The sequence below is a fragment of the Rhizobium sp. Root708 genome, from assembly GCF_001429725.1.
GTDB lineage: Bacteria > Pseudomonadota > Alphaproteobacteria > Rhizobiales > Rhizobiaceae > Rhizobium.
On record NZ_LMHV01000003.1, the window covers coordinates 161,568 to 179,460 of the forward strand.

A 17,893-nucleotide genomic window follows, 5' to 3' on the forward strand; every position below is an offset into this window, starting at 1 on the left:
GCGATACAATCGACACCAGGAAAGCCGCCAGCGGCGCGACTTTGTATCGCTCTGTAGCGAGGCCGCCGAAACCGACATTCCGCTACAAATCACCAAGGTACCGGACACATCGAGGATACCAGCGCACGGCCATATGCATCTCGTTTTCTGGCTTTGGCGCATCGCGTCACCAGAACCGACTTATCGGCACCAAAGGAAAACGACGATGACGCTTCTTATCATTGCTTATCTTGGAGGCGCGCTGACGATCCTCAGCCCGTGCATTCTTCCGATCCTGCCTTTCGTCTTCGCACGCGCCGGGCAGCCGTTCCTGAAAAGCACGCTTCCGATGCTCGTCGGCATGGCGGCCACCTTCGCGGTCGTCGCGACACTGGCCGCGGTCGGCGGTGCCTGGGCCATTCAGGCAAACGAATACGGCCGCATCGCCGCCATCGTCCTGCTGGCATTCTTCGGACTGAGCCTGCTTTCGCCACGCTTTGCGACGCGCATCACCCAGCCGGTCGTCGGCCTTGGAAACGATCTGCTGGCCGCCACCGGTGATCGCGGCGCAGCCTCGAGCATCAGAAGTTCTCTCCTGCTCGGCGTCGCGACCGGTCTGCTGTGGGCTCCCTGCGCAGGCCCGATCCTCGGCCTTGTTCTCACGGGTGCCGCCCTGCACGGCGCGAACCTGACCACCAGTCTGCTGTTGCTTGCCTACGCAGCCGGTGCGGCTACGTCGCTTGCCGCCGCACTTCTGCTCGGCGGCAGGATATTCGCCGCGATGAAGCGGTCGCTCGGCATCGGCGAACGTATCCGCCAGGTGCTCGGCGTCGCTGTCCTCGCAGGCGTTGCGATCATCGCGTCCGGTCTCGACACAACGCTTCTGGCACGACTCTCCTATGCCAGCACAGCCTCGTTCGAACAGGCCGTGCTCAACCGGCTGGATGCCCGCTCGCTGAGCACGGCACCAACCGAGGTGGCCAGCAACGCGACCGCCATGCTCGTCGACAACAAGCAGCCGTATCACAGCTCGCTCGGCGTCGAGGGTCGCGCTCCATCGCTTGATGGTGCCGTCGAGTGGCTCAACTCACCGCCGCTCACTGAAAAGCAGCTTCGTGGGAAGGTCGTGCTTGTCGATTTCTGGACCTATTCCTGCATCAACTGCATCCGCACCCTTCCCTACGTTCGGGAATGGGCGGAAAAATACAAGGATCAGGGCCTCGTCGTGATCGGCGTCCACACTCCCGAATTCGCCTTCGAGAAGAAGATCGACAACGTCAAGAAGGCGGTCGCAGACTTCAAGATCGATTATCCCGTCGCAATCGACAACGACTACCGGATCTGGAGGGCGTTCGAGAACAACTACTGGCCCGCCCATTACCTGATCGATGCCGATGGACAAATTCGCTACCATCACTTCGGCGAAGGCGACTACCGGGAGACGGAACAGGCCATTCAGGACCTGCTGCATGAGGCCGGCAGCAAGACCGCCGAGAACACCCCGATCGTCGCCCCGGATGCCAAGGGTGCCGAAATGGCACCGGATCTTGCCGCCATACGGTCCGGCGAAACCTACATCGGCTACCAGCAGGCATCGAACTTCGTGTCGCCGGAAGGTTTGCATTCCGACGCACCCCATCTCTATTCGATCAGCAATCCACACCTGAACGAATGGGGTCTGTCCGGCACATGGACCGTCGGGGCCGAGGCCGCGACACTGGACCAGTCTGACGGCGGCATCGCCTACCGCTTCAGCGCCCGCGACCTTCATCTCGTGCTCGGGCCGGATAAAGCGGGCAAGCCCATCCGATTCAAGGTCACCGTTGACGGGAAGCCGCCCGGAGCCGACCACGGCGCCGACGTCGATGCCGATGGCAATGGCACGGTGACGGCGACGAGACTGTACCAATTGGTCCGTCAGTCCGGCACGGTCACTGCGCGCAACTTCGAGATCAAGTTTCTGGATCCCGGCGTGAACGCCTATGCCTTCACCTTCGGCTGAGCCCAGCCACGCGCAAAGAGAAGCGGCCCGCGATCAACCGATCCGGGCCGCTCTCATTCGTCGGACCCAAAGGGCCGTCAATTAGAAACGCTGCGGGGAAACCCTGCTGATGTCGATCGATGGTGTTTGTCCGCTCAGTAGGTCGGCAACGATCCTGGCCGTTCCCGCGGACTGCGTCAGCCCAAGATGGCCGTGACCGAAGGCATAGATGACGCGACCGGTCGCGCGAGCCCGGCCAATCGCCGGCAAGCTGTCGGGAAGCGACGGGCGGAAGCCCATCCATTCGACGCCGCCTTCCGTCTTCAACCCCGGCAGGAACATCGCGGCCTTCTTCAGCATCGCTTGCGAACGCTTGAAGTTCGGCGGCAACTGCAGGCCGCCAAGTTCGACGGCGCCGCCGACGCGAACGCCTGTCGACAGCCGCGTCACGACGAAGCCATGGCCACCGAAGGTCACCTGCGTGCGCAGATCGAAAGCCCCTGTCGGCAGCGTCGTATTGTAACCGCGCTCCGTTTCCAGCGGGATATTCTCGCCGATGGTTCGAGCGATCCGGTGAGAGAAAGCGCCAGCCGCAAGAACGACCTGGCCGACCTTGCGCGTCTTGCCATCAGCCGTCCGGACCTCGACGGCACTATCGCCAGGCTTCAGGTCGACGACCTCACCGGTTTCGATCAGCCCGCCCTTGGCACGGAAATGATCGGCGAGCGCAAGAGTGTAGAGCTTCGGATCCGCGATCGAATACCAACCGGGTGTGAAGGTGCCGAGGATGAACCGGGACGCAAGGCCCGGCTGGATCGCCGCCATCTCGTCGCCCTTGACGTGACGGAACTCGACACCGTGATCTTCGCGGGCCTTCCAGCCCGGCAGCGATCCGCGAAACTCCGCATCGCTTTCGTAAACTTGCAGATTGCCTTCCTTGCGCAGCATGGCCGCGGTGCCCGTGGCATTCAGGAAGGGCTCGAGCTCGGCCTTCGAAAGATCCATCAGGGCCGTCTGCATCGCAGTCGATTGCGCGACCCGGTCAGGCGCGCAGGCGCGCCAGAACCGGAACATCCACGGCGCGATCTGCAGCGCGTAGGCCGGCGGCACCGTCAGCGGGCCAAGCGGATCAAGCAACCACTTCGGCGCCTTCTTGAGGATGCCCGGCGAGGCCAGCGGCAGAACGTCGGTGAACGCGAACGCGCCGGCATTTCCGGCGGAAGCGCCCGCAGCCGGCCCGACGCGATCAAGCACGGTAACGGAAAAACCGCGAGCCTGCGCGGCAATGGCTGCCGACAGGCCGACAACACCGGCACCGATCACGATCACATCACGCTCAACCACTGCACTATCTCCGCAGACACCGGAGGCCGGGACGGTCGGCCAACGTCATATTCTTGAAAGGGAAGCATTTCGAAGCATGGACCGGCTCACCGGCTCGGTGATCCACCGCCCTTGCATGAGTTGGGTCGGCACGGGAGGGCTTTGGTGAAAGCCCTCCCTCTGTTCATGCGGCAATCAGCCGAGGAAATCCTCGGACAGCAGGCCTTCAGGCATGTTCTGGTAGGAAACCGGGCGCAGGAAGCGGCGGATCGACATCGTTCCGACGCTGGTCGCACCGAAGTTCGTCGACGCCGGATACGGGCCGCCGTGAACCATGGAATCGACGACTTCGACGCCGGTCGGGAAACCGTTCACCAGGACACGTCCTGCCTTGCGCTCGAGAACCGGCAGCAAGCGGCGGGCCGCATCGAGATCGCCGCCATCCATGTGGATGGTCGTCGTCAGCTGGCCTTCGAAGCCGCGGGCGAGTGTCTCCATCTCAGCGACCGTGTCGACACGCACGACGAGGCCGAGCGGTCCGAATACTTCTTCGCCGAGCGCGTGGTCCGCAAGGAACTGTTCGCCTGTCGTCTCATAGAGGTTCGGCGAGGCGTTGCGGTTGGACGATTCGGTCGTCAGCAGTGCCTTGACGGTGTTGCGCGTCGAGAAGCGCTCCTGTCCGTCGCGGTAAGCCTTGGCGATCCCGTCCGTGAGCATCGTCTGCGGCGCGACCTTGCCGAGTGCCTCGACGGTCGCAGCCGTGAAGCGGTCGGCATCCGAACCCTTGACGACGACGGCGATACCCGGGTTTGTGCAGAACTGGCCGGCACCCATCGTCAGCGATCCCGCCCAACCCTGGCCGAGCGTTTCGGCGCGTGCCTTGAGGGCCTCCGGCAGCAGGAACATCGGATTGACCGAGCCGAGCTCGCCGAAGAACGGAATTGGCTCCGGACGCGCAGCGCAGAGGTCGAACAGAGCGCGGCCGCCGCCGAGCGAACCGGTGAAGCCAACGGCCTTGATGCGCGGATGCTTGACCAAGCCATGGCCGACGTCACGGCTGCCGCCCTGGATCAGCGAGAAAACGCCCGGATGAACGCCGGTGCGGCGGATGGCGGCATCGATCGCCTGCGCGATGATTTCACCGGTACCCGGATGCGCGGAGTGGCCCTTCACAACAACCGGGCAACCTGCGGCAAGCGCGGCAGCGGTATCACCGCCGGCGGTGGAGAAGGCGAGCGGGAAGTTCGAGGCGCCGAACACCGCCACCGGACCGATCGGCCGCTGAAGCAGGCGGATTTCCGGGCGCGGCGCCGGCTGGCGATCCGGCAACGCCTGATCAAGACGACGATCGAGGTATTCACCCTTCTCGATGTGATCTGCGAAAAGCCGCAGCTGGCCGGTCGTGCGGCCACGCTCGCCCTGCAGGCGTGCTGCCGGCAAACCGGTTTCCTGGCTGCCGATTTCGGTGATGGCCTCGGCGCGCGCTTCGATTTCCTCGGCAATGGCTCTGAGGAATGCTGCGCGCTCGGCGCGCGTGGAGTAACCGTAGGTCCAGAAGGCGTCTTCCGCGGCTTCACAGGCACGGTTTACGTGCTCGACCGTGCCGGCGGCAAAAGCGTGCGACGGGCCATGAGCGGGTGAGGATTGAAAAGTGCTTTCCCCGTCCAGCCATTCGCCTGCGACAAGGTGTTTTCCTGTGGGAACGAAGACCATAAGCCGATCCTTTCTCTGTATCTTTGGGCGCGTTTCAGCGAGAATCGGTTCATAGCCGAATTGCACTTGCAAGATCTTTGTATACTTTATGTATTCAGAATTCAATCGCGCCCTTCCCGGCAGAATGGCGTTCGAGAAAGGCATGTCATGACCGACCTCACCGTCACCGTCGAAGCCCTGCAACAGCGTGTCGAAGCGATCTTCGCCAAGGCAGGTCTCAACTCCGTTCAAGCCGGCGCGATCGCGCGCGTCATCATTGCCGGCGAACGTGACGCCTGTAAGTCGCATGGCATTTACCGGATCGAAGGCGTCCTGCGTACCGTCAAGGCCGGCAAGGTCAGCCCGGATGCTCTGCCTGTTCTGGTCGAGCAGGAGAATTCGGCGATCGTTCGCGTCGACGCGAAGGGCGGCTTTGCCAACGCCGCGTTCGAGCTCGGCCTGCCGGCGCTCACCGAGCGCGCACGCGCATCCGGTCTGGCCGCTCTTGTAATCAACGACTGCACGCACTTCTCCGCCTTGTGGCCCGAGGTTGAAGCGGTAACGGCGCAGGGCCTCGCCGGTCTCGTCATGTGCCCAAGCTACGCAACGGTGGCTCCGACCGGCGGCAACAAACCGCTGCTCGGCACCAATCCTCTTGCTTTCGGCTGGCCGCGCCCGAACGGTTCTCCCTACGTGTTTGATTTCGCGACCTCGGTCGCCGCGCGCGGTGAAATGGAACTCTATCGACGCGCCGGAAAGCCCCTCCCCGATGGCTGGGCGATCGACGCCGACGGCGATCCGACGACGGATCCGCAGGAAGCCCTGGCAGGCGCCATGCTGCCCTTCGGCGGGCACAAGGGTTCGGCGATCGGAACGATGATCGAGCTGCTCGCCGGCATCATGATCGGCGATCTGACCAGCCCTGAGGTGTTGGACTATCTCGGCACGACGACGCTCGCGCCGCGGCACGGCGAACTCATCCTCGCCTTTTCGCCAAAAGCTTTTGCGGCGGGTCGCAGCGGCGATCCGTTTGCACGCGCCGAGTTGTTGTTCGAGGCGATCGTCGGACAGGGCGCCCGCCTGCCCTCCGAGCGCCGCTATGCCGCGCGCTCCAAGTCGGTCGCCAACGGCATTGCTCTGACCGCTGCAGAGGTCGAGCAGCTCGATCGGCTGGAGGCACTCGGCCTCGACGCCATCGCCTGACGAGCGATCGGGAGGCAGTCAATAAAAAGCCCGCCATCCGGCGGGCTTTTCTTTCTCGTTGCCGACAGGCTTAGCCCTTGTAGGCTTCGACAGCGCCCGGGAGCTTGCTCCAGGTGGCGTACCACGTGTTGAAAAGCGCGAACTGGGCTTCGACGTAGCCACGCTGGCTTGGCGTCAGCGCGTCTGTTTCGTTGAAGTGCAGTGTGTATTCCTTGTCACCCTTCAGCACCATCATGTGCTTGAAATAGAGAACAAGATCAGCGCCTTCGTCGAAGGACGACAGCACTGCGAGGGCCTGCTCCAGCTCCTGGGCGCGCTGGCGTGCATCGGCGTCGCCCTTGGCGGCGGCCTGTGACAGATTGCAGAGATGGATGACTTCCTTCGGCAGAACGTTGCCGATGCCGGTGATCGCGCCGGTCGCGCCGCAGTTGACGAAGCCGTGGAAAACGGCCGTATCGACACCGATCATCAGCGAAACGCCGTCGTCCTGGCTGGTGATGTACTCAGCCGCGTAGCGCATATCGGCAGGGCCGCCGAATTCCTTGAAGCCGACGAGGTTCGGGTGCTCGGCGCGGATCGCTAAGAATAGATCGGCGCGGGTCGCGAAGCCGTAATACGGGCTGTTGTATATGACAGCCGGAAGGTCGGGAGCAGCCGCCAGGATCGCCTTGAAATGCGCCTTCTGGGCGACAACCGACGAGCCGCGCGACAGGACGCGCGGAATGACCATCAGGCCCTGCGCGCCAACCTTCTGCGCATGGGCCGCGTGTGCGACCGCAGAAGCGGTGTTGACGGCACCGGTTCCGACGATGACGGGTACGCCGGCCTTAACAAGGCGCTCGACGCCTTCCATGCGCTGTGCGTCCGTCAGCAGGGGCCAATCGCCCATCGAGCCGCAATAAACGACCGCCGACATGCCCTGAGCGATAAGCTCCTTGCCCTTGCGGACCAGACCGTCGAAATCCGGGCTGCGGTCTTCCTTGCAAGGCGTCATCAATGCCGGAATGACACCGGAGAAAATCTTGGCTCTCATGCTAACTCCTGTTGGCCGAATGGACTGACATCGCCGCGCTCATGAGACCTGAGCGGGAGCCGTGCCCTCGAGAGACACAATAGCGTCTTGTATTTTATTTGTCGACAAAAAATCGACAGCCGCTCACAGGGCGATGTCGATGCGTTCGTTTCTGGAAAAAAACGTCTGAATTTGTTTCACGATCTGCTCGGCATGCGCCTTCGCCAACCGGTCCGCGGCCTCGGCGTCGCGAGCGGCAATGGCGGCGATCATGTCCTCGTGCTCATCGACGAACTGCTTCGGCAGGCGGTCACCATAAGACTGGTAGTACAACCGGAGGATCCGACGGCCTTCGTCGAGCAAGCGATTGAAGAGTCCGGTAAAATAGGGATTTCGGCCGGCATCGGCGATCGCCGAATGAAGCGCCGCATTGGTCGCGATCATTGCAAGCGCATCCTGCGCTTCGGCGGCCGCGGCAAACCGAGCCTGATGCGCCCTGATGATGACGATATCCTCGGGGCGATGGTACTGGGCGGCAAGCTTTGTCGTAACGCGATACATCAGAACAAGCGCGTCGAAGAAGGTATGCATGTTGAGGAAATCGATGTTCGCCACCATCGTCGATCGATTGGGAAGCGTATCGATAAGCCCCTCGCCGGCGAGCCGCACGAGCGCTTCACGTATCGGTGTACGCGACATCTTGAACCGTTCCGCCAGCTGCAATTCGTCGATCGGGCTGCCGGGCGGCAGCACCAGATCGAGAATCTCGTCGCGCAGAAGCTCGTAGACCACCTTCACGCCGGAACCGCGTTTGCGCTCGGGAGGGAAACTTGCATCGGTGTTGGTCATCGGGCGAATCCTTATCTCGACAATATCGAGTAAGTTCCGATCTTCGCCCGAGCAACCGATTTCGTCGAAATATCGGGGTGTACCCGACCCTTCCGGCGAAATTCTGCGTCTAAACCATCGAGACCGTCAGTCTTCGTAGGGGATGTGAGAATCGACGCCTGTGGTTTCGATCTTGTTCCTGACGTGATGCACGCCATCGACGGCAAGCGCCGCAAGTTCGACCTTCCTGGCCATGCCGATCGTTTCGACGTGTCCTTCCAGCGTCACCGTATGACCTTCCGCATGCACGTCGATACTGTCGATGTCGACATCAGGAATGTTCTCGAGATTGTCGGTGACCTTGGCCTCCAACTCGTCGCTATCGGCGCGATCGATCATTCCGGGGCGAAGACTATCTTTCAGACCGTTTTCGTTGCCCTCTTCATCGACGCCATCGATGCGAAATCCGCTGTTGCCGGCAGGATCGGATGCGCCATAGGGCCGGTTCGCGGGAGCACCCGGATTCGGCCCCTTGTCCGCATAAGGCCAACCCTCATTGATATCGCGTTCCTCGAAGTCGCGATAATCCTCTTCGCGGGATACATCGTCCTTGTTCTTGGCCATCTCAGTTTCTCCGTTTCGTTGCGCTGTTGAAGAGAGAAACTCATCCGTCCGTGAATTGTTCGCGCACCGCCGCCAGACTTTCGGATAGCTCCGGTCCACATCGCAGTCCGCTCGTTGCGCCATTCCGAATTCGGAGCAATAGTTCGTCTTCCATCATGACTATCCCGAGGAACGGCAGAATGGATCGCATCGACGCAATGAAAGTCTTCGTCACCGCCATCGACGAGGGCAGCCTTGCCGGCGCTGCACGCACATTGAAGCGATCGCCGACCGCCGTCAGCCGCGCGCTCGGCTTTTTGGAAGCGCATGTGGGCGTGGAACTGGTGCACCGAACCACCCGGACCCTGAAGCTGAGCGAGGCCGGCCAGCGCTATCTGGCAGCGTGTCGGCGCGTGCTTGTCGATCTCGAGGAGGCCGACATGCTGGCCGGCGGAGAACGGTCGGCGCCGCGCGGTACACTCAGCATTTCCGCCCCACCGATCTTGGGCGAAGAGATCCTGCGGCCGATCGTGGACGAATTCCTCGGCCTGCATCCGGCCGTATCGGTCCGTCTGCTCATGCTCGACCGCTTCGTGAACCTCGTGGATGAAGGCGTGGATCTCGCCGTCCGCATTGGGCAGTTGCAGGATTCGTCTCACATCTCGACCCGGCTCGGCGGCGACGTCCGCCGCGTTGTCGTGGCATCGCCTGATTATCTCGCGAAGCATCCCCCGATCGAAGAGCCGTCGGATCTGGCGACACACGAGATCGTCGCCTTCAGCAATTTCGGCCTCGATTCCTGGAGCTTCACGCCATCTCCGGGCTCGACTATTGCCCGCACCGTTCATTTCACGCCCCGGTACATCGTCAACAGCGTGCGCTCGGCGGCCGCATCGGCTGCGGCCGGCGTCGGTATCACGCGTCTTTATTCATATCACGTGGCTCGATATGTCAGCGAAGGCCGCTTGAAGATCGTGCTCCCCGAGGCGGAACACCCGGCTCTGCCTGCCCATCTGCTTGCACCACAGGGGCGCATGTCCGTCCCGAAAGTACGGGCATTCGTCGATTTTGCCGTGCCCCGCCTGCGGTCGGAGTTCGCCCGAATGGCTTCCGAGGCGGCTTTCTAGCTGATTATGCCGAATTTCGCGTGAATGCCGTATCCCCTGGTATCATCAAGACCCCGATGCACCCGGAGAAAACCCACGCAGGCCTCTCCGCCCTGCATCCGGTCGGCCACATGGGCGAAATCCGGGATATCGTCGATGCCGTCCTCTATCTTGAAAGCGCGGGCTTCGTCACCGGCGAGATCCTGCATGTCGACGGCGGCCAGAACGCCGGCCGCTGGTAACCACGAAAGGAGAGCGAAATGCCTATCGTAACTGTTCAGGTCACTCGGGAAGGTACGACGCCGGACCGGAACTCGGTCTCCGCCGAGGAGAAGGCGGCCATCATCAAGGGTGTCAGCCAGGTCCTGCTCGACGTCCTCAACAAGCCGCTGGAGTCCACCTATGTGGTGATCGAGGAAGTCGATCTCGATAACTGGGGATGGGGTGGTCTGCCGACGGTCCAATACCGACAGCAACGAGCAGCCGCCGCGAAATCCTGACATCAGCTATCCACGTCAACCCGCTGCCTCACCGGCAGCGGGTTACGCATAAATTCTATAGAAAAAGAAATTAATGCCGGAGAGGCGCGCCAAAAAGGAAAAGCCGTTTCTCGCAGGCGCCGGGTGAATGCTGCATCGTGACGCCGGAAAAGTAACGGGAGTCACCTATGAATGCGCAGCTGCACCACATCACGCCGGATCGGATAGCGACCGCGAAGCTGGACAACGAACATCAGGCGATCGCCGCTGCGCGAACGCTTGCCCAACGTTTCAAGGCCAGTGCCTCCCGACGGGACAAGGAACGGCTCCTGCCGTTTGCGGAACTGGACGCGCTGTCACAGTCCGGCCTGCTCGGCATCACCGTGCCGGAGCAATATGGCGGCCTCGACGTCTCGAATACCGTGCTGGCCGAGATCACCGCCATCCTGTCCGAAGCCGATGGCTCGATCGGCCAGATTCCCCAGAACCATTTCTATATCCTCGAAGCCTTGCGCACGGACGGCACCGAAGAGCAAAAACGCTACTATTTCGGCCGTGCGCTGGCCGGCGACCGGTTCGGCAACGCCCTTTCGGAGCGCGGGACGAAGACCGTCGGCGACTACAACACGCGCATCACGCGTGACGGCATCGGTTACCGGGTCAACGGCAGCAAGTACTACTCGACCGGTGTTCTCTTCGCCGACTGGATCACCGTCTTCGCGCTCGACGAGGATGAACGTCTCGTCATGGCCTTCGTGCCGAAGGGCACCGAGGGCGTCGATATCATCGACGACTGGGATGGTTTCGGCCAGCGTGTGACCGGCAGCGGCACGACTGTTCTCGACAATGTCTACGTCCACGCGGATTCCGTCGTGCATCACCACAAGGGCTTCGAGCGGCCGACGACCATCGGCTCGGTCGGGCAGATCATTCATGCCGGTATCGACCTCGGCATCGCCCGCGCGGCCTTCGCGGAAACCCTCGACTTCGTGCGGACGAAATCGCGCCCCTGGACGAACAGCGGCGTCGACAAGGCGTCGGATGATCCGCTGACGATCGCCAAGGTCGGCCAGCTCGCGATCCGGCTGGAAGCTGCCGTGGCGACCGTGGAGCGGGCCGGACGCAAGGTTGACCTGGCGCAGATCGACACCACGGAAGAAAACGTCGTGGACGCCACGCTCGCCGTGGCCGCCGCGAAGGTCCTGACGACCGAGATCGCCCTTGAAGCGACCAACACCCTCTTCGAGCTTGCCGGCACGGCATCCGTGAAGCTCGATCTCAATCTCGATCGCCACTGGCGTAATGCCCGGACCCACACGCTGCACGATCCCGTGCGCTGGAAGCATCACGTCGTCGGCAACTACCATCTGAACGGAGTCATACCGCCGAAAAGCGGCGCTCTCTAAACAGAGACGCGATCCAAAACAGAACCCCATTCCCGGACCGGGAATGGGATTCTGTGTTTTCGCCGGATGCAGCGCCTCAGCTGTAGAGGCTGACCTTGGGAATCCTGTCGTTCAGGACGAATTCGCCGACTTCCTTGGCCTTGTAGAAAACCGGATCATGCAGCGTGTGTGTCCGGACGTTTCTCCAGTAACGATCGAAGCGATACTGCTCCGCCGTCGAGCGCGCGCCCGTCAGTTCGAAGACGCGCGATGTGATCTCGAGCGAAACATGCGTCGCATTCACCTTGGCCGCATATGCTTCCGCTGCCGCTTCGCCGCGCTCGCGTGCCGTCACGTGCTGGCCGCGTGCCAGACTTGCCTGAACGGCGGCCGCCGCGCTGTCCGCAAGCGCTGCCGACGCCTTCAGTGCCGCCGTGAACTCGCCGATGCGCTCGAGAATGTAGGGATCGTCGGCAGCGCGCTCGACACCTGACGTAACCCACGGCCGCGTTGTCGTTCGCACATAGTCGACCGCCGCCTGCAGCGCTCCCTCGGCCGTGCCGAGGTAGAAGTTGACGAAGACCAGCTGGATCAGCGGCGTGTTGAAGGTCGCGAGCACAGGCGGCGGCGCATCCGGCGCCTCGACGAAATCCTCCTCGTAGACAGGAAAGTCGCGGAACTCGACACTGCCGCTGTCGGAGAGGCGCTGACCGAAATTGTCCCAGTCGTCGTTGGCGACGTACCCCGGGCGGCTTGTCGGAACCGCAAAGCCGACGATCTTGTCGTCAAGGCTCGCATTCGCGTTGATGTAGTCGGAGACATGCGCCGCCGTGGAGAAGGACTTGCGCCCGTTGAGCACATAGCCGCTGCCGCGGCGCGTCAGCACCAGACCGGGATCGCGCGGATTGACCGCGGCACCCCAATAGAGGTTCTTCGCAACCGTCTCGCTTCCGAGCGACCGGGCCCGCGTCTCGTCGAACGCCCAGGAGACATACTGGCTGTTGACGAAGTGGTAGCCGAGCAGCTGCCCGATGGAGCTTTCGCCGCGTGCGAGGATCCGCACCAGCTTCAGTCCGTCCACCCAATCCAGCCCGCCGCCGCCGATCTCGGGAGCGTGCAGCGCGTTCAGGAGGCCGGCACTCTTCAGTTTGACGATCTCGGCAAGCGGAGGCTGGCCGTCGCGATCGAGCTCGGCAGCGCGCTTGGAAAGATCGGCTGAAATGTATTCCGCGCGCGCGAAAAGAGCCTCCCGGCTGGTGTTGCGATTGGTGGCGAAGAGCACGTTGGATTGGCTCATGGTCGAAACTCCATTTTTGAAAAAAATGCCGGCGGGGACATCGCTGCTCCCGCCGGCTGGTCGAGGCAGGCCGCTTAGAAAAGCTTATCCGGAATCCAGCTTGCGGTCGCCGCGTCGCTTATGCCGAAGGCCGGCACCTTCTGCGCCAGTTCCTCGATCGTCTTGACGCCGGCCGCGCGCAGGCTTTCCTGGGTCAGCAGCGTCGGTTTCACCGTGATCTGGTGGGGAACGTCCTGTCCCGCGACTTGCAGCGCCGCAGCCCGCACCGAGACTGCCCCGACGACCGCCGGGTTGGTGGCCACCGTCGCGACCCACGGGCTGCCCTCTTCGGTGATCTCCTGGATGTCGGCGGTCGAGACGTCGGCCGAGTAGATCTTCAGCTTCTTGGCAATGCCGAGATCGTTTGCCGCAAGCTTTACGCCGCGCGCGAACTCGTCGTAAGGCGCGAAAACAACCGTGATATCGGGATTGGCCGCAAGCGCCGCCTTGGCCTGGTCGGCCGTGGAGGTCGCCGTCGTGTCATTGACGACGCCGAAGCGGGCCTTCTCTACGACATCAGGATTTTCCGACCTGAACTTTTCCCAGACCTCGTTGCGACGATCGAGCGGCGCGAATCCGGCGACATAGGCATAGCCGGCCTGGAAGCTCTTGCCATTGTCCTTTGCCGCCTGCTCCAGCGCGAGCTTTGCGAGTTCATGGTCGCTCTGTTCGACTTGCGGGATCTTCGGATTGTTGAGGTTCACGTCGAAGGCGACGACCTTGATGCCCTTGTCGAGCGCCTGCTGGGCGACGTCTCCGAGAGACTCTGGCAGGCCGTGATCGATCACGATGGCGGAGACGCCGAGATTGATCGCCTGCAGCACCTGTTCGCGCTGCTGTGCCGCATCCTGGCGTCCGGGAAAGACGCGCAGATCGATGTCCAGCGATTTCGCCTGGGCCTCGGCACCGGCTTGGTAGGCCTGGAAGAAGTCGCCGGCGGAGATGTAGCTGATCAGCGCAATCTTGATGCCGCCTTTGTCGAACGGCGCGGGCGCCCCGTTGACACCGCCGGCGAAGGCCGCCTCCGATACAAAGAGTGGGATGGCAGCGCTCAGCGCCAGCCGGAGAAGAAGTTTCATCGTCGCGTTCCTCTAAAAAATCGAAAGCGTCGTCTGACGGACGGCAGATCCCCGCGACGCAGGAATTATTTAGATATAAACTCTATGTTTTTAGTAGATTAAAACGTCCGTTTTTACCCGCCTGCGGAGATTCTTTGTTCCGTCGGGAAGAGTCGGTTGGCAAAGGCTTGCCTGGAAATTCCCTCGTCCACCGGGCCAATATCAGGCAGGCGAAGCCGATCGGGACACACGATGCCACTTCTTCACATTGAGAATCTCAGCCGAAGCTTCGGCGCCACGCGCGCCTTGGCGGGGGCCGACATAGCGATCGAGCGCGGAGAGATCGTTGCGTTGATGGGGGCCAATGGCGCGGGCAAGTCGACGCTGGTCAAGATTCTCTCCGGCGCAATCGCCGCCGACGGCGGCACCATCACCCTGAACGGCAGCATCATCGCGCCGAAGACACCGCACGACGCCGCGCGCGCCGGTATCGCAACGGTTCATCAATCGACGGATATCGTCGGCGCTCCCGGACAGACGGTGGCCGACGCCCTCTTGCTGCATCGCTTCGCCGAGGGCGGCACACCGTTCTTCGTCTCACGTCGCAGCCTGCGCCGCCAGGCGGAGAAGATCCTGGCGGCCGCGGGGTTTTCTCTGCCTCTCGATCGCGACTTCGGCGATCTCTCGGCCGCCGAGCGCCAACTGGTCGCCATCGCCCGCGCGCTGGCAAACCGCGCCGACCTTCTGATCCTCGACGAGCCGACCGCGAGCCTCTCCGGAGAGGAAAGTCGGCGGCTGTTCGACATCTTGCTGCGACTGCGCAGCCAGGGTCTCGCCGTCCTCTATATTTCCCACCGCACGGCGGACCTCGAAGCGATCGCGGATCGCGCCGTTGTCATGCGCGGCGGCCGTGTGGTCGGCAGCTTCACCCGACCGATCGATTTCTCCAGCGCCATTGAGGCGATGATCGGCCGCAGGCTGGACGCACTCCAACCGGTGGCACGCGAACAAGCCGAAGCCACGATCTTCGAGATGCGCGATGTCAGGCTTTTGGCGACAAGCAGCCCCTTCGACCTGTCGATCAGGCAAGGCGAGGTCGTCGCCATCACCGGCGTGCTCGGCGCCGGCAAGAGCCGGCTGCTTTCCGCGATCTTCGGCGCCGGCAAACTCGCGGCCGGCAGAATGCTGCTCGGCGGAAAACCTTACGCACCGCGCTCGCCCGCCGAAGCGATCGCGGCAGGCGTTGCCATGGCCGCGGAAGACCGCCACCGCTCCTCGTTGATGCCAGCAGGTTGGCCGGGACATTCGCTGGCCGCCACCATCAGCCTCCCGCATCTCAGGACATGGTATCGGCAAGGCCTTCTCTTCGGTGCGCGTGAGCAGCGCGAGGCGGCGGCAGCCATCGCTCGCCTCGGCATCAAGGCCTCGGATCCGCTTGCCTCCATCTGGAGCCTTTCCGGCGGCAACCAGCAGAAAGCAGTCATCGCCCGCTGGGAAGCCGAGCCAAGCAGGCTGCTTCTGCTCGACGAGCCGTTTCAGGGTGTCGATGTCGGCGCACGCCGCGACATCATCGAAGCAATCCGCGCACGCAGCGACCGCGCCACCCTGATCGCCACGTCCGATCCAGAGGAGGCATACGAGGTCGCCGACCGCATTCTGAGCATCGATCGCCACGCCCTCCAACCGATCGCCGTCAATCCCGCGCTTCAAGGAACTCACGCATGACCACATTGGACGAAAGCGCTCTGCCCGAGCGAGCCACAATTCAGGACAACTCAAGGGGACAGCGTGGCTCGCTCGGCGACGCTCTACGCGCCGGCGCGGTCTTTCTGCTTCTTGGCCTGATGGTCGTTGGCTTCGCGCTCGCGGAACCCGCCTTCATCAACATCAGCAACCTGATGAGCATCCTGCAGGCCGTGTCGGTCGTTGCGATATTGGGCGCCGGCGTCACCGTGACGCTGGCCGTCGGCGGCTTTGATCTCTCGATCGGTGCCGTCGCTGCCTCAAGCGTCATGGCGGCAAGCTATGCCATGATCGTCTGGCAGCTGGATGCCTTCGCAACGGTGCCGCTGGTGCTTGCCTTCGGAGCGATTATCGGGCTCGTCAATGCCTTCCTCATCGTGCGTCTGCGCGTCCCCGATCTTCTGGCGACGCTTGCCGTGATGTTTCTTCTATCCGGACTGCAGCTCATCCCGACGGCCGGCCGCTCGATATCGGCAGGTCTCATTCTGCCGGATGGTGCAAAGGCTGCGGGCGCCTATGATCCGGCCTTCCTCCTCATCGGCCGCTACAGCCTCTTTTCCACCCTCCCGGTCTCGGTCGTGTTGATGGCGCTCGTGGCCATCGTGCTTTACGTCCTGACGGAAAGGACCCGCATTGGCCGGCTGCTGTTCGCCACCGGCGGCAACGAAGTGGCAACGCGGCTCGCGGGCGCCTCGCCTGCCCGATTGAAGACGCTCGCCTATGTCATCTCGGGAGCGCTCGCCTCATTGGGTGGCATCGTCATCGCCGCCCGTGTCGGTCGTGGTGACGTCTCATCCGGCGGCTCTCTTCTCATGGATGCGGTAGCGGCCGCTCTGATCGGCTTCGCGATGCTCAACCTTCGCCGCCCCAACGTGCTTGGCACGGTCGTCGGCGCCGTGTTCGTCGGCGTTCTCCTGAACGGGCTGACCATGCTCAACGCGCCCTATTACACGCAAGACTTCGTGAAGGGCGCGGTTCTGGTCGGCGCACTTGCCCTCACCTACGGCCTCGGTCGCAACGGAGATCGCTGAGGCCGCGCTCTCGCCTGCCGAAATTTTCCCGACGCCCCGCGCATTTGGAAAAACGTTCCTCTTTAATGAGATAAATCTATATATTTTATATTCTAATTGAAACGAGAGGGTTTATTTTAATGAGTGAATCGACTGTATCTGGCCTGGGGCGCCGTGAAATCCTGAAGCTCGCGGCAGTCGCCGGCGCGACATTTGCCGGCGCGGGCGTCTTCGCCTCGGCGTCTGCAAACGCAGCTGACGATGGGCTTTCGCTCAAGGGAAAGCGCGTCGCGATCAGCGCCACCGGGACCGACCACTATTTCGACCTGCAGGTCTACAACGCCCAGATCGAAGAAGTGAAGCGGCTCGGCGGCGAGCCGATCGCGGTCGACGCAGGCCGAAACGACGGCAAGCTGATCGCTCAGTTGCAGACGCTGGTCGCCCAGAAGCCTGATGCTATCGTGCAGATCCTGGGTACGCTCAGTGTCATCGATCCGTGGCTCAAGAAGGCCCGCGACGCCGGCATTCCGGTGCTGACCGTCGATGTCGGCTCGACCAATTCGCTCAACAACACCACCTCGGACAACTGGGGCATTGGCAAGGACCTTGCTCTGCAGCTCGTCTCCGACATCGGCGGCGAAGGCAACATCGTGGTCTTCAACGGTTTCTATGGCGTAACACCCTGCGCCATCCGTTACGACCAGCTGGTCAACGTCATCAAGTACTTCCCGAAGGTGAAGATCATCCAGCCGGAACTGCGCGACGTCATCCCGAACACTGTTCAGGACGCGTTCACGCAGATCACCGCGATCCTCAACAAATATCCGGAGAAGGGTTCGATCAAGGCCGTGTGGTCGGCCTGGGATATTCCGCAGCTCGGCGCGACGCAGGCAATCGCCGCAGCCGGCCGCAACGAGATCCGCACCTATGGAGTCGACGGCAGCCCCGAGGTTTTGCAGCTTGTTGCCGATCCGAAGTCGCCGGCAGGCGCCGATGCCGCGCAGCAGCCGGCCGAGATCGGTCGTGTCGCGGTCCGCAACGTCGCCAAGCTTCTGGCCGGCCAGACCCTGCCGCGGGAAACCTATGTCCCGGCTCTCCTCGCAAACAAGGAGAACGTCGGCGAGATCACCAAGAAGCTCGGCATCGGCTGATAGC

General features: G+C 62.6%; 15 protein-coding genes and 1 pseudogene. 9 read left to right on the forward strand and 7 right to left on the reverse strand.

The window, feature by feature from the left end:
• Positions 1 to 205: 205 nt before the first annotated feature.
• Positions 206 to 1,981 (forward strand): cytochrome c biogenesis protein DipZ, encoded by a 1,776-nt coding sequence (locus ASE04_RS03920; RefSeq protein WP_056812290.1) that lies wholly within the window; start codon positions 206 to 208, stop codon positions 1,979 to 1,981.
• An 81-nt stretch (positions 1,982 to 2,062) separates the two neighbouring features.
• Here the strand turns inward: ASE04_RS03920 and ASE04_RS03925 are convergent, their stop codons facing one another.
• Both ASE04_RS03925 and ASE04_RS03930 read right to left on the reverse strand, forming a co-directional pair.
• Positions 2,063 to 3,304, reverse strand: a complete 1,242-nt coding sequence (locus tag ASE04_RS03925; RefSeq protein WP_056812295.1) for an NAD(P)/FAD-dependent oxidoreductase — start codon at positions 3,302 to 3,304, stop codon at positions 2,063 to 2,065.
• A 174-nt stretch (positions 3,305 to 3,478) separates the two neighbouring features.
• Positions 3,479 to 4,996: an aldehyde dehydrogenase (NADP(+)) gene (locus tag ASE04_RS03930; protein WP_056812410.1), complete on the reverse strand. Its 1,518-nt coding sequence runs from the start codon at positions 4,994 to 4,996 to the stop codon at positions 3,479 to 3,481.
• 147 nt (positions 4,997 to 5,143) lie between these two features.
• On the opposite strand from ASE04_RS03930, the gene ASE04_RS03935 reads away from it, so the two are divergent.
• Positions 5,144 to 6,178 carry an Ldh family oxidoreductase gene (locus ASE04_RS03935; protein ID WP_056812298.1) on the forward strand — a complete coding sequence of 345 codons (1,035 nt, stop codon included), beginning with the start codon at positions 5,144 to 5,146 and terminating at the stop codon, positions 6,176 to 6,178.
• A gap of 70 nt (positions 6,179 to 6,248) precedes the next feature.
• Here the strand turns inward: ASE04_RS03935 and ASE04_RS03940 are convergent, their stop codons facing one another.
• The 3 genes from ASE04_RS03940 to ASE04_RS03950 all read right to left on the reverse strand — a co-directional run bounded on the left by ASE04_RS03940 (position 6,249) and on the right by ASE04_RS03950 (position 8,642).
• Positions 6,249 to 7,211: a dihydrodipicolinate synthase family protein gene (locus tag ASE04_RS03940; RefSeq protein ID WP_056812301.1), complete on the reverse strand. Its 963-nt coding sequence runs from the start codon at positions 7,209 to 7,211 to the stop codon at positions 6,249 to 6,251.
• A 123-nt stretch (positions 7,212 to 7,334) separates the two neighbouring features.
• Entirely contained in the window at positions 7,335 to 8,039 is a 705-nt protein-coding gene (locus ASE04_RS03945) for a GntR family transcriptional regulator (protein ID WP_056812304.1), read from the reverse strand.
• A 126-nt stretch (positions 8,040 to 8,165) separates the two neighbouring features.
• Positions 8,166 to 8,642: a BON domain-containing protein gene (locus tag ASE04_RS03950; protein WP_056812309.1), complete on the reverse strand. Its 477-nt coding sequence runs from the start codon at positions 8,640 to 8,642 to the stop codon at positions 8,166 to 8,168.
• 179 nt (positions 8,643 to 8,821) lie between these two features.
• Between ASE04_RS03950 and ASE04_RS03955 the strand changes: the two genes are divergently transcribed.
• The 4 genes and pseudogenes from ASE04_RS03955 (at position 8,822) to ASE04_RS03970 (ending at position 11,612) form a co-directional block, all read left to right on the forward strand.
• Positions 8,822 to 9,748, forward strand: a complete 927-nt coding sequence (locus ASE04_RS03955) for a LysR family transcriptional regulator (RefSeq protein ID WP_056812311.1) — start codon at positions 8,822 to 8,824, stop codon at positions 9,746 to 9,748.
• Positions 9,749 to 9,765: 17 nt separating this feature from the next.
• A pseudogene (locus ASE04_RS03960) lies at positions 9,766 to 9,969 on the forward strand (SDR family oxidoreductase); the annotation flags it as partial.
• A gap of 18 nt (positions 9,970 to 9,987) precedes the next feature.
• A complete protein-coding gene (locus ASE04_RS03965) occupies positions 9,988 to 10,227 on the forward strand; it encodes a tautomerase family protein (RefSeq protein ID WP_056812314.1) in 240 nt (79 codons plus the stop codon).
• A 167-nt stretch (positions 10,228 to 10,394) separates the two neighbouring features.
• Positions 10,395 to 11,612 carry an SfnB family sulfur acquisition oxidoreductase gene (locus tag ASE04_RS03970; RefSeq protein WP_056812316.1) on the forward strand — a complete coding sequence of 406 codons (1,218 nt, stop codon included), beginning with the start codon at positions 10,395 to 10,397 and terminating at the stop codon, positions 11,610 to 11,612.
• Between the two features lie 76 nt (positions 11,613 to 11,688).
• Here the strand turns inward: ASE04_RS03970 and ASE04_RS03975 are convergent, their stop codons facing one another.
• Positions 11,689 to 12,888, reverse strand: a complete 1,200-nt coding sequence (locus ASE04_RS03975; RefSeq protein WP_056812318.1) for an acyl-CoA dehydrogenase family protein — start codon at positions 12,886 to 12,888, stop codon at positions 11,689 to 11,691.
• Between the two features lie 74 nt (positions 12,889 to 12,962).
• Positions 12,963 to 14,006: a substrate-binding domain-containing protein gene (locus ASE04_RS03980; RefSeq protein ID WP_056812322.1), complete on the reverse strand. Its 1,044-nt coding sequence runs from the start codon at positions 14,004 to 14,006 to the stop codon at positions 12,963 to 12,965.
• Between the two features lie 231 nt (positions 14,007 to 14,237).
• Between ASE04_RS03980 and ASE04_RS03985 the strand changes: the two genes are divergently transcribed.
• The 3 genes from ASE04_RS03985 to ASE04_RS03995 all read left to right on the forward strand — a co-directional run bounded on the left by ASE04_RS03985 (position 14,238) and on the right by ASE04_RS03995 (position 17,889).
• Positions 14,238 to 15,710, forward strand: coding sequence for a sugar ABC transporter ATP-binding protein (locus tag ASE04_RS03985; protein ID WP_056812326.1), 1,473 nt, complete (start codon positions 14,238 to 14,240; stop codon positions 15,708 to 15,710).
• Complete coding sequence (locus ASE04_RS03990; RefSeq protein ID WP_056812329.1) at positions 15,707 to 16,759, forward strand: ABC transporter permease; 1,053 nt, start codon at positions 15,707 to 15,709, stop codon at positions 16,757 to 16,759. Before ASE04_RS03985 ends, ASE04_RS03990 begins: the two co-directional genes overlap by 4 nt.
• 119 nt (positions 16,760 to 16,878) lie before the next feature.
• Positions 16,879 to 17,889 (forward strand): sugar ABC transporter substrate-binding protein, encoded by a 1,011-nt coding sequence (locus ASE04_RS03995; protein WP_056812335.1) that lies wholly within the window; start codon positions 16,879 to 16,881, stop codon positions 17,887 to 17,889.
• Positions 17,890 to 17,893: the final 4 nt, after the last annotated feature.